At 71.8% G+C, this 20229-nt stretch carries 14 protein-coding genes; 10 read left to right on the forward strand and 4 right to left on the reverse strand.

Annotated features, from left to right (window positions below):
- Positions 1-47: 47 nt before the first annotated feature.
- Positions 48-2738 carry a DNA topoisomerase IV subunit A gene (locus tag AB0I45_RS11175; protein ID WP_345032116.1) on the reverse strand — a complete coding sequence of 897 codons (2691 nt, stop codon included), beginning with the start codon at positions 2736-2738 and terminating at the stop codon, positions 48-50.
- 531 nt (positions 2739-3269) lie between these two features.
- On the opposite strand from AB0I45_RS11175, the gene AB0I45_RS11180 reads away from it, so the two are divergent.
- Both AB0I45_RS11180 and AB0I45_RS11185 read left to right on the forward strand, forming a co-directional pair.
- Positions 3270-4340: a hypothetical protein gene (locus AB0I45_RS11180; RefSeq protein WP_295689470.1), complete on the forward strand. Its 1071-nt coding sequence runs from the start codon at positions 3270-3272 to the stop codon at positions 4338-4340.
- A 150-nt stretch (positions 4341-4490) separates the two neighbouring features.
- Positions 4491-5003: a GNAT family N-acetyltransferase gene (locus AB0I45_RS11185; RefSeq protein ID WP_137319181.1), complete on the forward strand. Its 513-nt coding sequence runs from the start codon at positions 4491-4493 to the stop codon at positions 5001-5003.
- A 197-nt stretch (positions 5004-5200) separates the two neighbouring features.
- Here the strand turns inward: AB0I45_RS11185 and AB0I45_RS11190 are convergent, their stop codons facing one another.
- Positions 5201-7882, reverse strand: coding sequence for a GNAT family N-acetyltransferase (locus tag AB0I45_RS11190; RefSeq protein ID WP_295689468.1), 2682 nt, complete (start codon positions 7880-7882; stop codon positions 5201-5203).
- A gap of 138 nt (positions 7883-8020) precedes the next feature.
- On the opposite strand from AB0I45_RS11190, the gene AB0I45_RS11195 reads away from it, so the two are divergent.
- Positions 8021-8605, forward strand: coding sequence for a DUF5998 family protein (locus AB0I45_RS11195; protein WP_137319183.1), 585 nt, complete (start codon positions 8021-8023; stop codon positions 8603-8605).
- A 1-nt stretch (position 8606) separates the two neighbouring features.
- A complete protein-coding gene (locus tag AB0I45_RS11200) occupies positions 8607-9758 on the forward strand; it encodes a nucleotide pyrophosphatase/phosphodiesterase family protein (RefSeq protein WP_295689465.1) in 1152 nt (383 codons plus the stop codon).
- Positions 9759-9826: 68 nt separating this feature from the next.
- Here AB0I45_RS11200 and AB0I45_RS11205 read toward each other — a convergent pair whose 3' ends face one another.
- Complete coding sequence (locus tag AB0I45_RS11205) at positions 9827-10354, reverse strand: GtrA family protein (protein WP_295689463.1); 528 nt, start codon at positions 10352-10354, stop codon at positions 9827-9829.
- A 227-nt stretch (positions 10355-10581) separates the two neighbouring features.
- Between AB0I45_RS11205 and AB0I45_RS11210 the strand changes: the two genes are divergently transcribed.
- The 6 genes from AB0I45_RS11210 (at position 10582) to manA (ending at position 19420) form a co-directional block, all read left to right on the forward strand.
- On the forward strand, positions 10582-11742 hold the full coding sequence (locus tag AB0I45_RS11210) for a 5-(carboxyamino)imidazole ribonucleotide synthase (RefSeq protein WP_345032127.1): 1161 nt from the start codon (positions 10582-10584) through the stop codon (positions 11740-11742).
- Positions 11739-12254, forward strand: coding sequence for a 5-(carboxyamino)imidazole ribonucleotide mutase (gene purE, locus AB0I45_RS11215; protein ID WP_247618835.1), 516 nt, complete (start codon positions 11739-11741; stop codon positions 12252-12254). The genes AB0I45_RS11210 and purE overlap by 4 nt, the downstream gene beginning before the upstream one ends.
- A gap of 20 nt (positions 12255-12274) precedes the next feature.
- Complete coding sequence (locus AB0I45_RS11220; protein ID WP_295689457.1) at positions 12275-13423, forward strand: acyl-CoA dehydrogenase family protein; 1149 nt, start codon at positions 12275-12277, stop codon at positions 13421-13423.
- A gap of 77 nt (positions 13424-13500) precedes the next feature.
- Positions 13501-14997 (forward strand): LCP family protein, encoded by a 1497-nt coding sequence (locus tag AB0I45_RS11225; RefSeq protein WP_295691020.1) that lies wholly within the window; start codon positions 13501-13503, stop codon positions 14995-14997.
- Between the two features lie 239 nt (positions 14998-15236).
- Positions 15237-17957, forward strand: a complete 2721-nt coding sequence (locus AB0I45_RS11230) for an NlpC/P60 family protein (RefSeq protein ID WP_360318357.1) — start codon at positions 15237-15239, stop codon at positions 17955-17957.
- A gap of 239 nt (positions 17958-18196) precedes the next feature.
- Positions 18197-19420: a mannose-6-phosphate isomerase, class I gene (gene manA / locus AB0I45_RS11235; protein WP_295690124.1), complete on the forward strand. Its 1224-nt coding sequence runs from the start codon at positions 18197-18199 to the stop codon at positions 19418-19420.
- 136 nt (positions 19421-19556) lie between these two features.
- On the opposite strand, the gene AB0I45_RS11240 is transcribed toward manA, so the two are convergent.
- A complete protein-coding gene (locus AB0I45_RS11240) occupies positions 19557-20228 on the reverse strand; it encodes a 3-oxoacid CoA-transferase subunit B (RefSeq protein ID WP_247618839.1) in 672 nt (223 codons plus the stop codon).
- Between the last annotated feature and the right edge of the window lies 1 nt (position 20229).

Here is a 20229-nt window from a genome sequence, read left to right on the forward strand (position 1 = left end):
GCAGCGGTTCGGGATCCGCCTCGGACGGCTGCACCAGGCGGAGCGGCTCAGAACAGGGAGCCGGGCTCCTCATCGTCCGCGCCGTCCTCGTCGCGGCTGATGATCACCGCGGCGTCGTCCTCGTCCGTGCGCGCCCGCGCGATCTCCTCGCGGCGCGCCTCGAGGTCGGGATCCCGGCGGCGCGGGGCGTGCGCCGGCAGATCGAGGGAGTCGTCCCCGCCCGGTGCGCTCGCGGCAGCCCCACCGGCCCCGGCATTCGCCTCCGCGGCCTCGGCGGCGGCCGCCTCGTCCGCCTCGGGCTCGGCCCCGCGGGCATGGGGGAGGGCGCCGAGCGCATCGATCTTCGTCTCCAGCGGGGTGCCGGTGCCGTCGCGGCGGCCGTACTCCTCGGGCAGGGCGCGCGCTCCGCCGCCGGCTGCCGCGGCCTGCGGTGACGGACCGGTGTGGGCGAGCGCGAGGCCGGTCTCCCCCTTGAGGAACCGGTGGGCGCGCACGCCGCCGGTCGCCCGGCCCTTCGTGGGGAACTCCGCGAGCGCGGTGAGCTTGATCGACAGCGCGGGCTCCCCGTTGAAATTCACGCCGTCGGCGACGGTGACGACAGTGTTCTCCTCATCCGGGTCGACGAGGTCGACGGCGATGACGCGGGCGTCCGCGGCGACCTTCATCCCCGCCACGCCCCCGGCGTTCCATCCCTGTGCGCGCACGAGGTCCGCGCCGTAGGTGAGGAGCTGGCCGTTCGAGGCGATGAGGACGAGCCGGGCGGCATCCGGGTCCGGGAGCTGCCCGACGCCGACGACGGCGTCCTTCGGCTTGAGGTTGATGACGGGCCACGAGTCCTTGTTCGCCGGCGCCTCGGCCCCGGCGACGCGCTTGATGACGCCGCCGGCGGTGCCGAGGAAGAAGTCGGTGCCGATGTCGACGAGGGCGAGCACCCGCTCCCCGGCGTCGAGGGTGACGAACTCCCCGATCCGCACCCCGCCGGCGAGACCCGGCCGGGTGGCCTGCGGCGGCAGGGCCGGAAGGGCGACGATGTCGACGGTGAGGAGCCGCCCGGCGGAGGTGATCGCCCCGACGGTGCCGCGCGTGGTCGTCGCCACCTGGGAGCGCAGGGCGTCGTGGGACACCCGCCGGCCGGTCGTGGGCAGCGGGGCAAGGCTGTTCGTGCGGGCGATCCGGCCGGAGGTCGACAGGAGCACCCAGCAGGGCTCGTCGGCGATGGTGAGCTCGGGGGCGCCGGCCTTCCGCCGCGCCCCGGTGACCTCCTGGGTGCCCTCGACGAGCGCGGTGCGGCGGGCGGAGTCGATCGCCTCGGCGGCCTCGCCGAGCTCGGCGGACACGAGCGCGCGGAGCTTCGCGTCGGAGGCGAGGATGCTCTCGAGGTGTGCGATCCGGGCACGGAGCTCGTCGCGCTCGGCCTCGAGCTCGAGCCGGGAGAACTTCGTCAGCCGGCGCAGCTGGAGGTCGAGGATGTAGGTGGCCTGGAGCTCGGACAGGTCGAACACGTCCATGAGCCGGCCGCGGGCGGTCGGCGCGTCGTCGGAGGACCGGATGAGCTGGATGACCTCGTCGATGTCGAGGATCGCGATGAGCAGGCCCTCGACGAGGTGGAGCCGGTCTTGGGCCTTGCGGAGCTGGAAGCGGGTGCGGCGGAGCACGACGGAGAGCCGGTGGTCGACGTAGACCTCGAGCAGCTCCTTGAGCCCGAGCGTGCGCGGCTGGCCGTCGACGAGGCACACGTTGTTGATCCCGAAGGAGTCCTCCATCGGCGTGAGCCGGTAGAGCTCGGAGAGGACCGCGTCGGGGTTGAACCCGTTCTTGATGCCGATGACCAGGCGCAGGCCGTGCTTGCGGTCGGAGAAGTCGTCGATCGAGGCGATGCCGGTGAGCTTCTTCGCCTGCACCGCGTCCTTGACCTTCTCGATGACCTTCTCCGGACCGACGAGGTACGGCAGCTCGGTGACGACGATGCCCTTGCGGCGGGCGGTGAGGTTCTCGAACTTCACCGTCGCCCGGGTGCGGAAGGTGCCGCGCCCGGTCTCGTAGGCCTCACGCACCCCGGCCAGCCCGATGATCCGGCCGCCGGAGGGCAGATCCGGGCCGGGCACGAAGCGCATGAGCTCGGACAGACCGGCCTGCGGGTTCTCGATGAGGTGGCGGGCGGCGGCGATGACCTCTCCGGGGTTGTGCGGGGCCATGTTCGTCGCCATGCCGACGGCGATCCCGGAGGCGCCGTTGATGAGGAGGTTGGGGAATGCCGCCGGCAGGATCTCGGGCTGGGTGAGCGTGTTGTCGTAGTTCGGGACGAAGTCGACGACGTCCTCGTCGAGCCCGGCGATCATCGCCATCGCGGCGGGCGTGAGCTTCGCCTCGGTGTAGCGGGGGGCGGCCGGCCCGTCGTCGAGGCTGCCGAAGTTCCCGTGCCCGTCGACGAGCGGGACGCGCATGATGAAGTCCTGGCTCAGGCGGACGAGCGCGTCGTAGATCGCGGTGTCGCCGTGCGGGTGGAGCTTGCCCATGACGTCGCCGACGATGCGCGAGGACTTGACGTGCCCGCGCTCGGGGCGCAGCCCCATCTCGCCCATCTGGTGGATGATCCGGCGCTGCACGGGCTTGAGGCCGTCGCGGGCGTCCGGCAGGGCCCGGGCGTAGATCACCGAGTAGGCGTACTCGAGGAAGGAGGTCTCCATCTCCTCGGAGACGTCGATGTCGACGATCTGGCCTGCGACCGGCTCTGCCATGGAACTCCTCACACTGCGAAAACGACAGGCTCATCCTACCCGCGAACCCGCCTCGAGCCCGGGATCCCGCGGTTCGCGCCGGGTGCGCGTCGGGCCGGAACGCTGTCGGCGGCGCCGTGCGCTCGCCGGCTGCAGTCGGGCCCGACGCGCGCCCGCCCCGCTCGGATCGTTCGGTCCTCGACGACCCGTGTGCAGTACGTAATGGAAAAGTCGGAACGTGGTGGCATCAACGGTGGCACTTCTGTCCGGAACCACCACGGTTGCGGACGCGAGATGCGCGGCCGCCTCGGGTGCAGCTGCTGGGCCGGTCGGCAGCGGGGTGCGGCGGTGGCCGGGGCGCATCCCTCTGAAGTGCGGCGCAGCATCCGCGCCGGGGAGCCGGGGCCGTCCACGGCCGACGCGACCGGTGCGCGCATCCTCGGGTCACAGGCGGATGCAGCGCGAGGTCACATCGACCGGTGACGAGGATCGGCCGTCCACAGGTTCGCAAGCCCTCTCGCACACGCGCGCCGTCCATTCCAGGCTGGGGCTATGTACAACGTCTTCTCCCGAGCTCAGGCCCGGGCCATCGGGATCGAGCCCGCCGTCCTCCAGTCGTCCCTCGCCTGCTGCCTCATCCGGGTCGCCCGCGGCATCTATGCCGTCGCCGCGGACTGCTCGCACCCCGCCCATGCGCGGCTCCGGTACTTCCTCGAGGATCCCGCGCTGCTCCTCGCCCGGAGCCGAGGTGCCGCGCCGGATCGCGCACGACCGCACCCGGGCACGCTCTCCCGGTGGGAGCGCGATCGCCTCGACCATGTGGGGTGGCTCGCCTGCACCGGACGGATCGCACCGGGCGACATCGTCAGCCACCGTTCGGCCGCGATGGTGCACGACCTCCCGCTCCTGCCCGGCCGTCTGACCCGGCTCGAGGTCAGCAGTTCGCACGGCAGGATCACCACCCCCGGGCTGCGGCGACGCGAGCGGGTCATCGCGGACGAGGACATCGTCGAGGCGCATCCGATCGGGTCGCTCCGGGTGACCTCGCGGGCGCGCACAGTCGTCGACCTCATCCGCGATTGCGGCACGGAGACCGGGATCATGGCCGCGGAGTGCTTTCTCGGGCGCCCCGGTACCGACGAGCACGGGCGCCCGGGACGGTTCCCGCTGCCGGCCGCCGTGCGACAGCGGCGGAAGGCGGTGCTGTGCGATGCGGCCGGTCGACTTCCCGGCTGCTGGGGTGCCGCGCGCCTGCGCAGAGTGCTCGATCTCGGCACGGGGCTCTCGGAATCCCCGGCCGAGGCATTGGCGCTGCTCGGCTTCCACAGCGTCGGCATCGGCGACATCATCCAGCAGGCGGAGCTGTACACGGACCAGGGTGCGTTCATCGGGCGGGTCGACTTCCTCCTCGAGCGCCTCGGCCTCGTCATCGAAGTCGATGGCGAATCGAAGTACCGTGCGTCCGGAACGATCCTCATGGACCGCAGAGCGCTCCTGCGGGAGAAGCGGCGGGAGAACGCGATCCGCGCGCTCGGGTTCCGGGTGCTCCGCCTCGAATGGGCGGATGTCATCGATCCGCAGCGCTTCGTGGCAGCCCTCCGCAGCGTCGGGGCCCTGCGCTGACCGAGACCTCGCGCGTGGAAGTGTGGTGGTTTCGGTGATGTGTACGAGCGGCAACGGCACCACACTTCGCCGATGCCACCACAATCGGATTCGAAGGGGCGAGACGCGCCCGGCCGCGGGCTGCCGGGGGAGCTGTGACAGGGTGGGGCCATGACTGTGCGCGAACTCACCGCGGCCGAGGTGGCCGCCCATGCCGACGAGCTGCTGCGGATCCAGGTCGCGGCCTTCCGCATCGAGGCCGAGATCCTCGGCCACGACCGGATCCCCTACCTCTACGAGACCGTCGAGGACATCACCGCGCCGGGCCTGCGCTGGATCGCCGACGTCGTCGAGCACGCGGATCCGAGCACCGTGAGAACCGGGGACACCGGGAGCATCGACACCATCGCCGAGGTGCGCGGGGCGGTCGTGCTCGCGCAGCGGCAGGCCGGGCTCTTCGTCACGCGCGTCATCGTCGACCCCGCCCACCACCGCAAGGGCGTCGCCTCCGGCCTCCTCGGCCAGGCCCAGGAGCTCGGGCAGCGGCTGTTCGTCATCACCTCGCAGGACAACCCGCCGGGCATCGGGATGTACCGCAAGGCCGGGTTCGCCCGGGTGCGCGACGTCGAGATCGACACCGGGTCGATCCTCACCGAGTACGCCTGGGAGCCCGCTGCCGGCTGAGGGTGCGCCCGCCTCGTGCCCGGCGCGCGGACTGGTGCTGCAACGGTCACCCGCATGCTGGCCCGGCCGGAACGGTGGGACGTCAGATCGAGAGTGGTGGCTTCAACGGTCGCACACCTGCACGAAACCACCACACCCGCGCCCGGCCCGCTGAGCCCGGCCAGCTGAGCCCTGCCGGCCGGCCGGGTCCGCGGGGCTCAGCCTCCGCTCATGCGGCGGCGCTGGGAGTCGATCCGGTCGGCCGAGGCCTCGAGCTCGACCTTGACGCTGAGGATGTGCGAGTCCGACTCGGTGACGACGATCGGCTGGATCTCGACGTCGCGGATCGCCGGGAACGCCTCGACGAGCGCGGACAGCCGCAGCAGGACGTCCTCCGTCGGCTCCATGTTCATCACCGGCAGGCCCTTGTAGCCGAACAGGCGCGGAGAGGCCTTGAGCGAGCGCACGAGCTGGGCGGCGTCGACATCGGTGAGCGGGGCGACCCGGTGGGCGACGTCGTCGAGCAGCTCCGAGGTGTCCCCAGCGAGCGAGAACGACACCATGGGGCCGAGCAGCGGGTCCTCCCCGGCGCGGATCACGCAGGCCGAGCCGGGAGGGGCCATCGCCTGGACGTCGATCCCGTGATCGTCCCCGGGGTCGAGCACCGAGTCGATGACCGCGGAGACCCCGGCCCAGTCCTCGCGCAGCTCCTCGGGGTCGTCGACGTTGAGGCGCACCCCGCCGAGCTCCATCCGGTGGCGCAGCCGCTTGTGCACGGCCTTGAGTGCGACCGGGTAGCCCAGGGTGTCTGCGGCGGCGAGCGCCTCGTCCACGGTGCGGGCGGTGAGGTAGGGGAGGAACTCGAGCCCGTAGGCGCCGAGCAGCGCGCGCGTGTCGTCGCGCCCGAGCAGCACGGTCTCCCCGGGCTCCACGCCGGCGAGATTGCGCTCGATGATGTCCCTGGCGGCGCGCGGGTCGACGTTCTCCAGCTCCGGGTAGCGGCCCCGGTCGGACTTGCGCCACATCGCGTACTCGGTGGCACGGGCGAGTGCCCACACGGCGTCCTCCGGTCCCATGTAGCTCGGCACGCTGCGCGCCGCCCGGGACCCGTCCTCCTGCGGCGTGTACGCGGTGAGCTCGTCCTTGACGCCGTGCACCCCGAGGAAGCAGGCGACCGTCGTGATGCCTGAGCGCGCCGCCTCGTCGGCGAGCACCGCGGCGATCTCGCGCTCCTCCGCGCCGGCGGAGGGGGCGAAGGTCACGACGACGGAGTCGACTGCGGGGTCGGCGTACATGTCCTTGAGCGCGGCGGCGAACTCCTCGGCATGCACCTCCGGGTGGAGGGACACCGGGGCGGTCTCGACGCGCAGGCCCTCGGAGCGGGCGCGCTGGACGACGAGTGTGGAGAGCGCCGCGGAGTTGCCCACCACGCCCACCCGCCGGCCGGCCGGCAGCGGCTGGAAGGAGAACACCTGGGCGACGTCGAACAGCTGGTGGATGGTGTCGGCGCGGACGACTCCGGCCTGTGTGAGGACCTGGTCGAGCGCGGTCGCCGACAGGCTCGACACGCGCACCTGGTGGCCGGGCGGGAGCTCGCGGCCGGTGAACGCGGACTTGACGACGATGACCGGCTTGACCTGCGACACCCGGCGGGCGATCCGGGAGAACTTGCGCGGGTTGCCGATCGACTCGAGGTAGAGCCCGACGGTGGCGGTGGCCGGGTCCTCCTCCCAGTACTGGAGGAGGTCGTTGCCGGACAGGTCGGCGCGGTTGCCGGCGGACACGAACGTCGAGATCCCCAGTCCGCGGGTCTTCGCCGCGGCCAGCAGCGCCGTGCCGAGCGCTCCGGACTGGCTGAACAGCCCGAGCGTCCCGGCGTCCGGGAGGAACGGGGCGAGCGAGGCGTTGAGGGACACCTCGGGCGCGGTGTTGGCGAGGCCGAAGGAGTTCGGTCCGACGACGCGCATCCCGTGCGAGCGGGCGGTGGCGACCATCTCCCGCTGGAGCTCGAGGCCGTGCTCACCGGTTTCGGCGAAGCCCGAGGAGATGACGACGACGGACTTCACCCCGCGGGCGGCGCAGTCGCGGACCACCTGGGCGCACGATTCGGCGGGCACCGCGATGACCGCGAGGTCGATCGGCTCGGACACTGCGTCGAGCGAGGGCACGGTGGGGAACCCTGCTACGGAGTCGGCCTCCGGGTGGACGACGGTGATGGTGCCGGTGAAGCGGGCAGCGGTGAGATTGCGCAGGAGCAGGTTGCCGGTGGAGTTGCGCTTGCGGCTGGCGCCGATGACGACGACCGAGCCCGGGTGGAGGATCGAGCGGACGCTCTTCGCCTCCGCTCGGTGCTCGCGGGCCTCCTGCACCTGGATCGACTTCTCCGTCGGGTCGATCTCGAAGCGGACGGCGACGACGCCGTCGTCGAATTCGCGGGAGACCTCGTACCCGGCGGCGGCGAACACCTGGAGCATCGAGCGGTTCTGGGGGAGGACCTCGGCGGTGAAGACCTCGAGGCCGCGCTCGCGGGCGGCCGCGGCGAGGTGCTCGAGGAAGATCGACCCGATCCCGCGCCCCTGGTGGGCATCGGCGATGTTGAACGCGACCTCCGCGGCGGTGTCGTCGATCCGGTCGTAGCGGGCGACGCCGATGATCTCCTCGCCGATCGTCATGACGAAGGCCACCCGGTCGCGGTGGTCGACCTGCACGAACCGGGCGAGGTCCTTCTCCGGGAGCACCGGCAGCGGAGCGAAGAACCGCAGGTAGATCGACTCCGGCGACTGCTTGCTGTGCATGGTCTGGATGCCGTCGGCGTCCGAGGGGCGGATGGGCCGCACGTGCGCCGTCGCTCCATCGCGCAGCACGACATCGGCTTCCCAGTACGACGGATAGGGTTCCATGCACCCAGCATAGTGATCCGCACGGACCCGGTCACCACCGCCGCGGGAGTTCCCTGACGCGGAGCCCGCGGCGGTCCCGGCGGGCGGATGCGTCCCTCCGGATCGGCCGTGTCCGCGCCCTGCGGCACAATGGTGCCCATGGCTCTTCCGAAAACTCTCGCCTCCGACCTGCAGGCCGCGGGCTACTACCCGCAGCTCACCGGCAGCATGCTCATCGAAGCGCTGTTCGGAGAGGACATCCTCGCCCACTACGTCCACATGGACACCCACGTCGACCTCGACGCGATCCACCGGCACGTCACCGCCTTCCTCGTCACGCCGACCCGGCTCCTCCTCGCCCACGTCGACGACGAGCCCGACGCCGTCCCCGGCCACCGTCCGCGCGGGGTCACGTCGACGGAGGACATCCCGCTCGAGCGCCTGCGCACCGTCCTCATCAGCCGCACCTACGAGGACCCGGCGGAGTACCGGTCCTCCGACCGGCCGGTCGAGGTCGCGATCACCCTGGGCTGGGGTGCAGTGCGCCGCATCGAGACCTTCCCGGAGACCTGTGGGGACCCCGACTGCGACGGCGACCACGGCTACAGCGGCTCCCTGTTCTCCGAGGACGTCACCCTGCGCGTGTCCGCCCAGGCCGAGGGGCAGGGCGCGGTCGACCGGGCCGAGGACTTCGTCCTGCAGCTGCGCCGCGCGGTGTTCGCCGCCCGCCGAGCGGCCTCCTGACATGCGCACCGCCCCGCCCGACTACGCCTCCGCCGCGCTCCTGTCCGACCTCGTGCCGGCCGCCGCGCTCGGCCTCGGCGCCGGGGAGATCCTCGACACCGGCGTCCGGGAGCGCGCCGCGCGCCTCGGCCTCGACGCAGAGGTGCGGGTCGCCGTCGTCGTGCTCGTCGACGGGATGGGCGCCCGCCTGCTGCGGGACCGCGCCGCCCATGCCCCGTTCCTCCGGGGCCTGCTGCCCGACGCCGGGGCGCTGAGCGCCGGCTTCCCCTCGACGACGGCGAACTCGCTGTCCTCGCTCGGCACCGGGCTGCTGCCGGGATCCCACGGCGTCATGGGCTACCGTCTCCTCGACCCGGACCGCGACGTCGTGTTCAACCAGCTGACCTGGGACCCCGAGGTCGACCCCGAGCAGTGGGTGCCCGACGCCACCCTGTTCGAACGGCTCGGCGATGCCGGGGTGGACGTCGTCAGCCTCGGCGAGCCGAAGTTCGCCGGGCGCGGCCTCAACCAGGCATCGCTGCGCGGCGGTCGGTTCCGCGGCTCGCAGACGTTGAGCGAGCGCGTCGACCACGCCCGCGAGGAGATCCGCCGGCCGGGCCGCCGGCTCGTCTACCTCTACTGGGGGAACCTCGACAAGACCGGGCACGTCCACGGGGTGGACTCCTGGGAATGGCTCGAGGAGCTCGAGCACCTCGACGATCGGCTCGCCGCGCTCGCCCAGGCGCTCCCGGCGGATGCCGAGCTCCTCATCACCGCCGACCACGGCATGGTCGACGTGCCCCACGACTCCCGGATCGATCTCGCGGAGACCCCGGAGCTGCGGGCGGGGGTGCGCGCCATCGGCGGTGAGCCGCGCGCCGTCCACGTCTACGCGCAGCCCGGCGCCGCGGCCGAGGTGCGCGCCGCCTATCGCAGCGTGCTCGGTGAGCGTGCCCTCGTGCTGACCCGGGACGATGCGATCGGCCGGGGATTCTTCGGTCCCGTGCGGCCGGTCAACCGGGCTCGGATCGGCGACCTCGTCGTCGTCTGCGACGCGGGTGTGGGGATCGTCGACTCCGAGCACGACTCGCCGGCGGCGCTCGCGTTGCTCGGCCACCACGGCGGGATCACCGAGCGCGAGCTCGAGATCCCGCTGTTGCGCGCTCGCGGCTGAGCCGAGCGCTCAGGACCTCCGAGCCGAGCTGCGCAGCACGGCGCGCGGCTCGGTCACCGGTGTGCTCCTCAGTGCGCGCCGTCGGGCTCGGTCCCGGTGTCGACGGCGGGGCTCCCGGCCCCGCCCGCCGCTCCGGTCCCCTCCTCGAAGCGCAGCACCTCGCGGCGCCGGGCGGGCCGGCGCGGTCCGACCCGGTAGATCACCGAGCGGTACATGAGGTAGCGGAAGATGTTGCCCAGGCCGACGCCGATGACGTTGGCGGAGATGTTGTCGGCGAGCGCGGAGCGCAGGCCGAGCACGTAGTGCGAGAACCACAGGCAGGCCATCGCGATGAGCAGGCCGCCGGCGTTGACGAGGAAGAACCACATCGCCTCCTTGCCCGCCGAGCGGTTCCGCCCGTCCTTGAACGTCCAGTACCGGGAGCCGATCCAGCTCACCGTGGTGGCGACGGTGACGGAGATGATCTTCGCCCACATCGGCCCGATCCCCACCGCCTCGAGCCGCAGCACGTTGAACAGGGTGAAGTCGACGACGAACGCGATGCCGCCGACGACGGAGAACTTGGCGACGCGCTCGGCCTCCTTGCGTAAGCGCATCCCGTACCCGTCCGTCGTCGATCGATTGAGGAATCGGGACCGGCGCCCGCGGAGCAGCGGCGTTCCGTGCGTGCTGCACCGGGTCGGCGCCCGTGAACCGTGCAGCAGAAGTCCCCGCACAACGGTACCGGAACCCGCCTGTGGTCCCGCTGTGGGACACCCGCCCGCGCGGCGCGCCGGGGAGGCCGTGCGCGCCGGCGGCGCAGTTCCCTCGCTAGAGTGGAGTGGTGACTTCTCCCGTGATCGGCGTCATCGGCGGCGGCCAGCTGGCCCGCATGATGGCCCCCGCAGCAGAGGCGCTCGGCGTGGGCTTCCACGTCCTCGCCGAATCCGCCCAATCGTCCGCCGCGCAGGTCGCCGGCCGCGTCACCGTCGGCGACCACACCGACCTCGCGGCCCTCCAGGCCTTCGCCGACACCGTCGACGTCATCACCTTCGATCACGAGCACGTGCCGCCGGAGCACCTGCGCGCCCTGCAGGCCGCCGGCCACGCCGTGCATCCGGGGCCCGACGCGCTCATCCACGCGCAGGACAAGATCGTCATGCGCCGGCGGATGGACGCCCTCGGCCTGGCCAATCCGCGCTGGGCGGAGATCTCCACCCCGGAGGACCTCGAGCGGTTCGGCGCGGAGGTGGGCTTCCCCGTCATCCTCAAGACCCCGCGCGGCGGCTACGACGGCCACGGCGTGCGGGTCGTGACGAGCGGTGCGGACGCCGTCGACTGGCTCGGCTCCCATCCCGTGCTCCTCGCGGAGGAGAGGATCGACTTCATCCGCGAGCTCGCGGTCATGGTCGCGCGCTCGCCGATGGGCCAGACCGCGGTCTGGCCGGTCGTCGCCACCTATCAGCAGGACGGGGTGTGCAAGGAGGCCGTCGCACCGGCGCCCGGGCTCGACCCGGAGCTCGCGCGGCGGATCACCGCCGATGTCCTCACCGTCGCCGGCGCCCTCGACGTCACCGGGGTGATGGCGATGGAGATGTTCGAGACCCCGGACGGCTACCGGATCAACGAGCTCGCGATGCGCCCGCACAACACCGGCCACTGGACCCAGGACGGCTCGGTGACCTCCCAGTTCGAGCAGCACCTGCGGGCTGTGCTCGACCTGCCGCTCGGCGATCCGAGCGCCCGCACCCCGGCCACCGCGATGGTCAACGTGCTCGGCGCCGACCGCGACGATCTCTACTGCGCCTACCTCCACGTGCTCGCCCACGACCCGCAGGTCAAGGTCCACATGTACGGCAAGTCGGTGCGCCCGGGCCGCAAGCTCGGCCACGTCAACGTCTACGGCGACGACGCCGCGGCCGTGCTCGCCCGCGCCCGGCACGCTGCGGACTTCATCGCCGGGGTCGACACCGATCCCGAACCCGAGCGGAAGGACACCGCATGAGCACCCCGACAGTCGGCATCGTCATGGGCTCGGACTCCGACTGGCCGACGATGGCCGCCGCCGCGGACGTCCTCGACGAGCTCGGCATCCCGTGCACCGCCGAGGTGGTGTCAGCCCACCGGATGCCCCACGACATGATCGAATGGGGCGCCACCGCCGCCCAGCGCGGTCTCGACGTCGTCATCGCCGGGGCCGGGGGGGCGGCGCACCTGCCGGGCATGATCGCCTCCGTCACCTCGCTGCCCGTCATCGGGGTGCCGGTGCCGCTGGCCCACCTCGACGGCATGGACTCGCTCCTGTCGATCGTGCAGATGCCCGGCGGGGTGCCGGTGGCCACGGTGTCGATCGGCGGGGCGAAGAACGCCGGCCTGCTGGCGGCGAGGATCCTGGGAATCGGCCGCGACCCCGAGGCGCAGCGCATCCGCGCCGCGCTCGACGACTATCGTGAGAACCTCCGGGCCGTCGCCGAGGCGAAGGGTGCGGCGCTGTCCGAGCGCCGCCGGCAGACCTGAAACCGTATGTGAGGAGCACCATGTTCGATCTCTACCAGCTCAGCGAGGACCACGAGGAGCTCCGCCGGGCCGTCCGCGACGTCGTCGACAACCGGATCACGCCCTATGCCGCGGAGGTCGACGCCGAGGCGCGCTATCCGCGCGAGGCGCACGAGGCGCTCGTCGCCACCGACTTCTTCGCCCCGCACATCGGCGAGGAGTACGGGGGAGTGGGGGCCGATGCGCTGGCCGTCGCGATCGTCATCGAGGAGATCGCGCGCGGCTGCGTGTCCTCCTCTCTCATCCCGGCGGTGAACAAGCTCGGGTCGATGCCGGTGCAGATCGGCGGCAGCGAGGAGATCAAGGCGAAGTACTTCCCGCGGGTCGCCTCCGGCGAGTGCGGGTTCTCCTACGGCCTGTCCGAGCGGGAGGCCGGCTCCGACACCGCGGGCATGCGCACCCGTGCGGTCCGCGACGGCGACGACTGGGTGCTCAACGGTGTGAAGACGTGGATCACCAACGCCGGGGAGAGCGAGTTCTACACCGTCATGGCCGTCACCGATCCCGACGGCCCGCGCGGGCGCAACATCACCGCGTTCGTCGTCGAGAAGTCCGACGAGGGCTTCACGTTCGGGGAGAAGGAGCGCAAGCTCGGCATCAAGGGCAGCCCCACCCGGGAGCTGTTCTTCGAGAACTGCCGGATCCCCGGCGACCGGGCGGTCGGCGAGGTCGGCGACGGGCTCAAGATCGCGCTCAAGACCCTCGACCACACGCGGGTGACCATCGCCGCGCAGGCCGTGGGTGTGGCGCAGGGCGCGCTCGACTACGCGATCGGCTACATCAAGGAGCGCAAGCAGTTCGGCAAGCACATCGCGGACTTCCAGGCGATCCAGTTCATGGTCGCCGACATGGGGATGAAGCTCGAGGCGGCCCGCCAGCTCACCTACGTCGCGGCGGCCAAGAGCGAGCGCGACGACGCCGACCTCGGCTTCTTCGGGGCGGCGGCGAAGGCCTATGCCTCCGACGTCGCGATGGAGATCACGACCGACGCCGTGCAGCTGCTCGGCGGTGCCGGCTACGTGCAGGACCATCCGGTCGAGCGGATGATGCGCGATGCGAAGATCACGCAGATCTACGAGGGCACGAACCAGGTGCAGCGCCTCGTCATGGGCCGCAAGCTGCTCGCCTGAGCCGCCCCGCGCCACCCGCCCCGCGCCGGCGCCCCCGGCCGACCGCCGACCGCACGCAGAGATCCGACAGGTGAGGGATGCCCCGCACTCCGAAGTACACCGACCCGATCCGCTTCCCCCAGTACGCGGACCGGAGCACCCGTGATGTGCGCGGCTGGATCCTGCTCGTCTCCACGATCCTGCTGCCCGGCAGCGTGCAGTCGCTGTTCGGCGTGCGCCGGTTCGCGCGGTTCGCGCTCGGACTGTCGCTGGCGACCTGGGCACTCGTCGTGCTCGTCGGGCTCGCCGCACTCCTGCGCCGGCAGCTCGTGTTCACCCTCGCCACGAACCCGCTCGTGCTCGGGCTGCTGACCCTGTGGGCGCTCGTGCTCGGAGTGGTGTGGCTCGTCGCGCTGGTCGACACGGTGCGCCGGATCCGGCTCGTCGGGCTGTCGCCGCGCACCTGCCTGGGAGTCGTGGCCGCGGCGCTCGTCAGCGTGCTCGTCATCGGCGGCGGGCTCGCCTGGGGCACGGTGACGCTCAACAGCCAGCGGCAGCTCATCAGCGAGATCTTCGCCGGCGGGCTCGGCGTGCGCCCGAGCGACGGGCGCTACAACGTCGCCCTGCTAGGCACCGACGCCGGCAAGGGGCGCGAGGGCATCCGGCCGGACAGCATCTCCCTCGTGTCGATCGACGCGGACACCGGGGAGTCGGTGATCATCGGGCTGCCGCGCAACCTCCAGAACGTCCCCTTCGCCGAGGACTCCCCACTGCGGTCCCAGTACCCGCAGGGCTACGACTGCGGCGACGAGTGCCTCATCAACGCCGTCTACCAGCTCGGCGAGCAGCACCCCGAGGGGTTCGACGACGGCTCCCCGGCCGGCGCCCAGGCGATGAAGGACGCGATCAGCGGGGCGACCGGGGTCGACGTCCACTACTACGCGATGATCGACCTCAAGGGCTTCGAGAGCCTCATCGACGCGATGGGCGGCATCTCCCTGGTGTCCGGGAAGCGCGTGCCGATCTCCGCGCCGGTGGACAAGGCGACGGGGAAGCACGGCCCGGTGCGCGGCTGGATCGAGCCCGGCGAGCTCCACCTCGACGGCTTCCACGCCCTCTGGTACGCCCGCTCGCGCGAATTCGCGAGCGACTACGAGCGGATGGTCCGCCAGCGCTGCGTGCAGGAGGCGATGATCGCCCAGCTCGACCCGGCGACCGTCCTCACCCGCTACCAGTCGATCGCGCAGGCCGCGCCCGAGGTCGTGTCCACCGACATCCCGCAGCTCCAGGTCGACCGGTTCGTCGACCTCGCGCTCAAGGCGAAGTCGCAGAAGATCCGCTCGCTCAACCTCACCCCGCCCGAGGTCGTCCCGGCCGACCCCGACTACGCCGCGGTCCACGCTCTCGTCGCCGAGGCGCTCGAGCCCGCCGAGGCGCGCGCCGCCTCCCCGGACGAGCCGGCCGTGCTCGCCGCCGGAGCCGCTCCCGCAGGGCTCGATCCGGTCGCCGGGGCCGTGCCCGGGGCGGTTCTCGCCGCCGCCCCGACCGAGGGAGGAGGAGACGAGAAGGACCGGGCCATCTGTTACGTGCCCTGAGGTCCTCCCGGCATTCTTGAGGTTTCCTGCCGGAATCCTCGAAAAACTTTCAGCCGCGTGTCGCCGCGAGATCTCGCGGAACGACATCCGTGTAACTCGGCTCTGCGTCGAAAAATCCAGTCCGACACGCCGAAAAGTGTGTAACAATTCTGAGATGTTGAGCTGATTCGTCATCCTTCCAATGACGAGTTCATCTCGTGAAGCCTCTCTTCCCTGACTTCCTCGAAAAGGCTGAAACGATGAGATTTGCACTGCCCATCGTGGCATCGTGCGCATCCGCGGTGATGGTCTCGACCCTCGGGTTGACCGTCCCCGCCGCTGCCGCAGGATCCGCCACCGTCACACCGACCATCGACGAACACGCGCTCACCGAGGTGAGCGAGGACGGTCTCGATGCGCCCGGTGCGCGCGAGTCCTCGCTCGTCACCACGCAGGTCAGCAACTCGAGCACGACCAATCTGCCGAACCTGCTGCGGTCCCCGAGCGCCGTGAACGCGCTCGGCATGGCGCCGCTGGGCACCTTCGGCTCCGGCAGCACGGCGATCTCGCCCGTGTCGCTGCAGGAATCGCAGCCGCGGACTCCGAGCGGATCGGCGCCCGCGGAGACCTCTCCGGAGCCCGCGGAGACCCCGGACATGTCCGGCGGCGTCCGCGAGAAGACCGAGGACGGCGTCAACATCGCCGCGATCTCCGACGTCCTCGAGGTGCCGGAGTCCCGGTCCTCCGTCGTCGGCGTCACCTACGACACCGAGACCGAGGTCACCGTCGAGGTCCGGATCCGGACCGGCGAGGGCTGGTCCGCCTGGGACGAGCTCGAGGAGGACGTCGTCGGTGAGGGCACGCCCGGCACCGAGCCGTTCGTCGTGAGCGGCGCGAGCGAGGTGCAGATGCGCGTGCTCGGCGACGCCGCTCCCGAGGACGCGCGCCTCCTCGTCATCGACCCCAAGCACTCCGCCGCCGACCAGCAGGCCGTCGAGCAGAACGCCCCGGTCGCCGCACCGGCACCGGGCGCCGAAGCGCCAGGAGAAGCCGCCGCCGAGGGTGCCGCCGCCGGGGCCGAGGGCTACGCCGCCCAGCCGGCCGCCGCGGTCCCCGCGACCGCCGCCCCGGGATCGGCCACCGCCCAGACCGTCGCGGTGAAGAAGGTCTCGAAGCCGAAGATCGGCTCGCGCAAGTCGTGGGGCGCCAATGAGCGCCTGCGCAAGGGCAAGGCGTCCTACGCACCCAAGGTCCGCGCCGCCGTCGTCCACCACACCGCCGGCTCCAACAGCTACAGCGCCGGCGACGTGCCCGGCATCCTGCGCGGCATCTACAGCTTCCACACCAAGGGCCGCGGCTGGTCCGACGTGGGCTACAACGTCCTCGTCGACAAGTACGGCCGCCTCTGGGAGGGCCGCGCAGGCGGCGTCGACCGCGCGGTGATCGGCGCCCATGTGGCCGGCTACAACACCGGGACCTTCGGCATCTCCGTCATGGGCTCCTACGGGAGGTCGGCTCCGCCGCAGGCGGCGATCGACGCCGTCAACCACGCGATCGCCTGGAAGCTGTCGGCCAGCGGCGTGTCCGTCAAGGACCGCGCGACCGTGGGCGGACGCAGCATCCCGGCAGTCGTCGGACACCGCGACCTCGGCTCCACCTCGTGCCCGGGAGCGGCGTTCTACTCGAAGTTCGGCAGCATGCGCAAGGACATCGAGAAGCTCCAGCAGGGCGGCGCACCGGCGGCTCCCGAGAAGGAGACCCCGAAGCCCGCGCCCAAGAAGACTGCGATCGACACGCACTACGAGGGCAAGGAGAAGGTCCTCGGCAAGCCCACCTCGAAGGAATGGGACCTCGCCGGCGGCAAGGTGAAGAACTTCGAGCGCGGCTACATCACCTGGTCGAAGGCCACCGGCCCGCAGGTGATCTCCGGTGCGATCGCCACGGCCTGGAACGGTGCCACCCGCACGAAGCTCGGCCTCCCGGTCACCGGGGAGCAGGGCGGCCTCAAGAGCGGCGGCGCCTATCAGAAGTTCCAGGGCGGCTCGATGCACTGGTCGTCGAAGTCCGGCGCCCAGCCGACCTGGGGCATCCTCCAGGGCTACTGGGCCTCGAAGGGCTACGAGAACGGCCACATCGGCTATCCGAAGTCCGCGCCGCAGTGCACCGACGGTCGGTGCGAGCAGCTCTACGAAGGGGCCCGGCTGGTCTGGGCCGAAGGCTACGGGGTGACGGAGTTCTCGCCGCGCGGCGACATCTCCGCAGGGGCGCGCGATCTCAACGCGTCCCGGCCCGGCTCCGCGGACGACGAGTCCGCGGAGCCCGGCTCCGGGCCTGCTGGACCCGGGGAAGGTTCAGCAGACCAGGAGACCGAGCAGTCCCCGGCACCCACACAGACCCCGGCGCCGGCTCCGAGCGAGGAGCCGAGGCAGGAGACTCCGAGGGCCGAGGAGCCGAAGCAGGACGAGTCCGAGAAGGACGAGTCGAAGAAGGACGAGTCCGAGAAGGACGAGTCGAAGAAGGACGAGTCCGAGAAGGACGAGTCGAAGAAGGACGAGCCCGAGAAGGACGAGTCGAAGAAGGGCGAGCCCAAGGAGGAGAAGCCGAAGAAGAGCGCCGAGCAGATCGAGAAGGAGAAGCGCGACGCGGTCATCGCCACGGCCAAGAAGCACCTCGGCGTGAAGTACCGGTGGGGCGGGACCTCGCCGCGCTCCGGCTGGGACTGCTCGGGCTACGTGCAGTACGTCTACGCGCAGAACGGGATCAAGCTGCCGCGCTCCTCCGGGGCGCAGAAGGCGGCAGGGGAAGTGATCCCGGCCTCGCAGGCGAAGCCCGGCGACCTCATCTGGATCCCCGGTCACCTCGGGATCGTGTCCGAGACCGAGGGCCAGATGTACGACGCGGGCTCGACCCGCACCAACACGAGCAAGCGCAGCTACGACTGGATGCTCAAGCGGGGTGCGGTGTTCGTCCGGGTGATCTGACGGACCGGACTCCGATGGGGCGGTCGGCATGCGAAGAGCATGCCGGCCGCCTCGTGCGTGGCCCGGGCGTGCAGCGCTCCCGGCCTCCCGGCACCACCTGAGCCCCCGAGCCGCTCCCGGCCCCGCCCCGGGTTCCCCCGGTTTCGCGACCCCGCGCGCTCTCGCTTAGGCTGACCGAGGCGAACAGGGCGGTCCCGCGGGGGCGCCGGCCGGCGGACGGAGAACAGGGAACGACGAGGATGCAGAAGCTGACGAACACGGTGCGCGACTACGCCTGGGGGAGCCCGACGGGGATCCCCGAGATCCTCGGGCGCGAGCCCGACGGCACGCCGGCCGCGGAACTGTGGATCGGCGCCCACCCCGGAGCGCCCTCGGGCGTCGAGGACACGGATCTGCGCGAGTGGATCGCGCGGGACCCGCACACGCGGCTCGGTGCCGGCTCGGTGGACGTCTACGGGGAGCGGCTGCCGTTCCTCCTCAAGATCCTCTCCGCCCGGACCGCGCTCTCGATCCAGGCGCACCCCTCCCGGGGGCAGGCGCAGGCCGGGTACGCGCGCGAGGACGCCGCGGGAGTCCCGGTCGACGCTCCGCATCGGAACTACCGCGACACCTGGCACAAACCGGAGCTCATCCATGCGCTCGGCGACTTCGACGCGCTCTGCGGCTTCCGCCCGCTCCCGGCGATCCGGGCCACCGTGGAACGCCTGCGCGCCGCGGCCTCCCCGGCCGACCGCCCGCTGCTCGAGGCCTGGCTGACCGCGCTCACGCCCTCCGGCGGGCAGGACGACGAGGCCGTGGCGCTGCGGGCGGCGACCGATCTGGTGCTCGGCCGCGCCGCCGAATACGGACCGCTCGCCGATCGCCTCGCCGCCCTCGACCTCCCCGGCGTCGGTGCGGACCATCCCTGCAGGCAGGGCAGCGCGGTCGACCCGCAGGACACCCTGCGCGAGGTCACTGCGGACTTCCCCGGGGATGCGGGGACTCTCGTCGCGCTCATGCTGCGCCGCCTGCGGCTGCGGGCCGGGGAGTCGCTCGCACTCGACGCGGGGGTGCTCCACGCCTACCTCGGAGGCCTCGGGGTGGAGATCATGGCGTCCTCGGACAACGTGCTGCGCGGCGGGCTGACGAGCAAGCACATCGACCTCGCGGAGCTCGATGCGGTCGTCGTCTACGACAGCGTCGAACCGCAGCGGGCGGCGCCCGACGCCCGCGGGGTGGTGCGCGGGGCCACCGACGACTTCGCCCTGCAGCGCATCGACTCCGCCGCCGACCTCCCGATCGCGCGCAGCGGCGCGGCGATCCTCCTGTGCACCGCCGGCGGCTTCACCGTGCGCAGCGGGGAGGAGAGCACGGAGCTCGCCGGCGGGGACAGCGTCTTCGTCGGCGCCGACGAGCCGCTGCCGCACGTCACCGGCACCGGGCAGCTGTTCGTCGCGACCACTGGCCTGCCCGCACCCGCCTGAGCGGCACCTGCCTGAGTGCCGGCCGACGGCCGCGCACACGACAGTGGGGCTTTCGGTGGTGTGTGGGGGCATCAACGCCACCACACACCACCGAAAGCCCCACAGTTGCGCAGGGGAGGCTCCGGGAGGCCGGAGCTCAGCTCACGTGGGCGGGGACCTCGATCTCGGGGACCTCGTCGGGGATGTCGAGCCTCGCGCCGGTCTTCTCGGTGATCTCCTCGACGGTCACGCCGGGAGCGCGCTCGAGGAGGCGGAACCCGGTGCCGGTGACGTCGAGCACCGCGAGGTCGGTCACGACCCGCTCGACCACGCCCTTGCCGGTCAGCGGCAGCAGGCAGGTGTCGAGGAGCTTGTGGGAGCCGTCGCGGGCGACGTGCTCCATGACGACGATGACCTTCTGCGCCCCGTGGACGAGGTCCATCGCCCCGCCCATGCCCTTGACCATCTTGCCCGGGATCATCCAGTTCGCGATGTCGCCGTTGCCCGCGACCTGCATCGCCCCGAGGATCGCGGCATCGATCTTGCCGCCGCGGATCATCCCGAAGCTCGTCGCGGAATCGAAGAAGCTCGCCCCGGGCAGCACCGTGACGGTCTCCTTGCCCGCGTTGATGAGATCCGCGTCGAGCTCCTCGGCGGTGGGGTAGGGGCCGACCCCGAGGATCCCGTTCTCCGACTGGAGCACGAGGTGCACCCCGGCGGGCACGTAGTTCGGGACCAGGGTGGGCAGCCCGATGCCGAGGTTGACGTAGGAGCCGTCGGCGAGCTCGGCGGCCGCGCGGGCGGCCATCTGGTTGCGTGTCAGTGCCATC

This window comes from Brevibacterium sp. NPDC049920 (assembly GCF_040656435.1).
In the GTDB taxonomy this organism is placed as follows: domain Bacteria; phylum Actinomycetota; class Actinomycetes; order Actinomycetales; family Brevibacteriaceae; genus Brevibacterium; species Brevibacterium pityocampae.

Excerpts from the sequence above, each read along its gene's own strand:
- AB0I45_RS11205 (WP_295689463.1), bottom strand. The coding sequence starts at position 10,354 with ATGCGCTTACGCAAGGAGGCCGAGCGCGTCGCCAAGTTCTCCGTCGTC.
- AB0I45_RS11200 (WP_295689465.1), top strand. The coding sequence starts at position 8,607 with ATGCGCACCGCCCCGCCCGACTACGCCTCCGCCGCGCTCCTGTCCGAC.
- AB0I45_RS11195 (WP_137319183.1), top strand. The coding sequence starts at position 8,021 with ATGGCTCTTCCGAAAACTCTCGCCTCCGACCTGCAGGCCGCGGGCTAC.
- purE (WP_247618835.1), top strand. The coding sequence starts at position 11,739 with ATGAGCACCCCGACAGTCGGCATCGTCATGGGCTCGGACTCCGACTGG.
- manA (WP_295690124.1), top strand. The coding sequence starts at position 18,197 with ATGCAGAAGCTGACGAACACGGTGCGCGACTACGCCTGGGGGAGCCCG.
- AB0I45_RS11180 (WP_295689470.1), top strand. The coding sequence starts at position 3,270 with ATGTACAACGTCTTCTCCCGAGCTCAGGCCCGGGCCATCGGGATCGAG.
- AB0I45_RS11220 (WP_295689457.1), top strand. The coding sequence starts at position 12,275 with ATGTTCGATCTCTACCAGCTCAGCGAGGACCACGAGGAGCTCCGCCGG.
- AB0I45_RS11240 (WP_247618839.1), bottom strand. The coding sequence starts at position 20,228 with ATGGCACTGACACGCAACCAGATGGCCGCCCGCGCGGCCGCCGAGCTC.
- AB0I45_RS11175 (WP_345032116.1), bottom strand. The coding sequence starts at position 2,738 with ATGGCAGAGCCGGTCGCAGGCCAGATCGTCGACATCGACGTCTCCGAG.
- AB0I45_RS11225 (WP_295691020.1), top strand. The coding sequence starts at position 13,501 with ATGCCCCGCACTCCGAAGTACACCGACCCGATCCGCTTCCCCCAGTAC.
- AB0I45_RS11185 (WP_137319181.1), top strand. The coding sequence starts at position 4,491 with ATGACTGTGCGCGAACTCACCGCGGCCGAGGTGGCCGCCCATGCCGAC.
- AB0I45_RS11190 (WP_295689468.1), bottom strand. The coding sequence starts at position 7,882 with ATGGAACCCTATCCGTCGTACTGGGAAGCCGATGTCGTGCTGCGCGAT.
- AB0I45_RS11230 (WP_360318357.1), top strand. The coding sequence starts at position 15,237 with ATGAGATTTGCACTGCCCATCGTGGCATCGTGCGCATCCGCGGTGATG.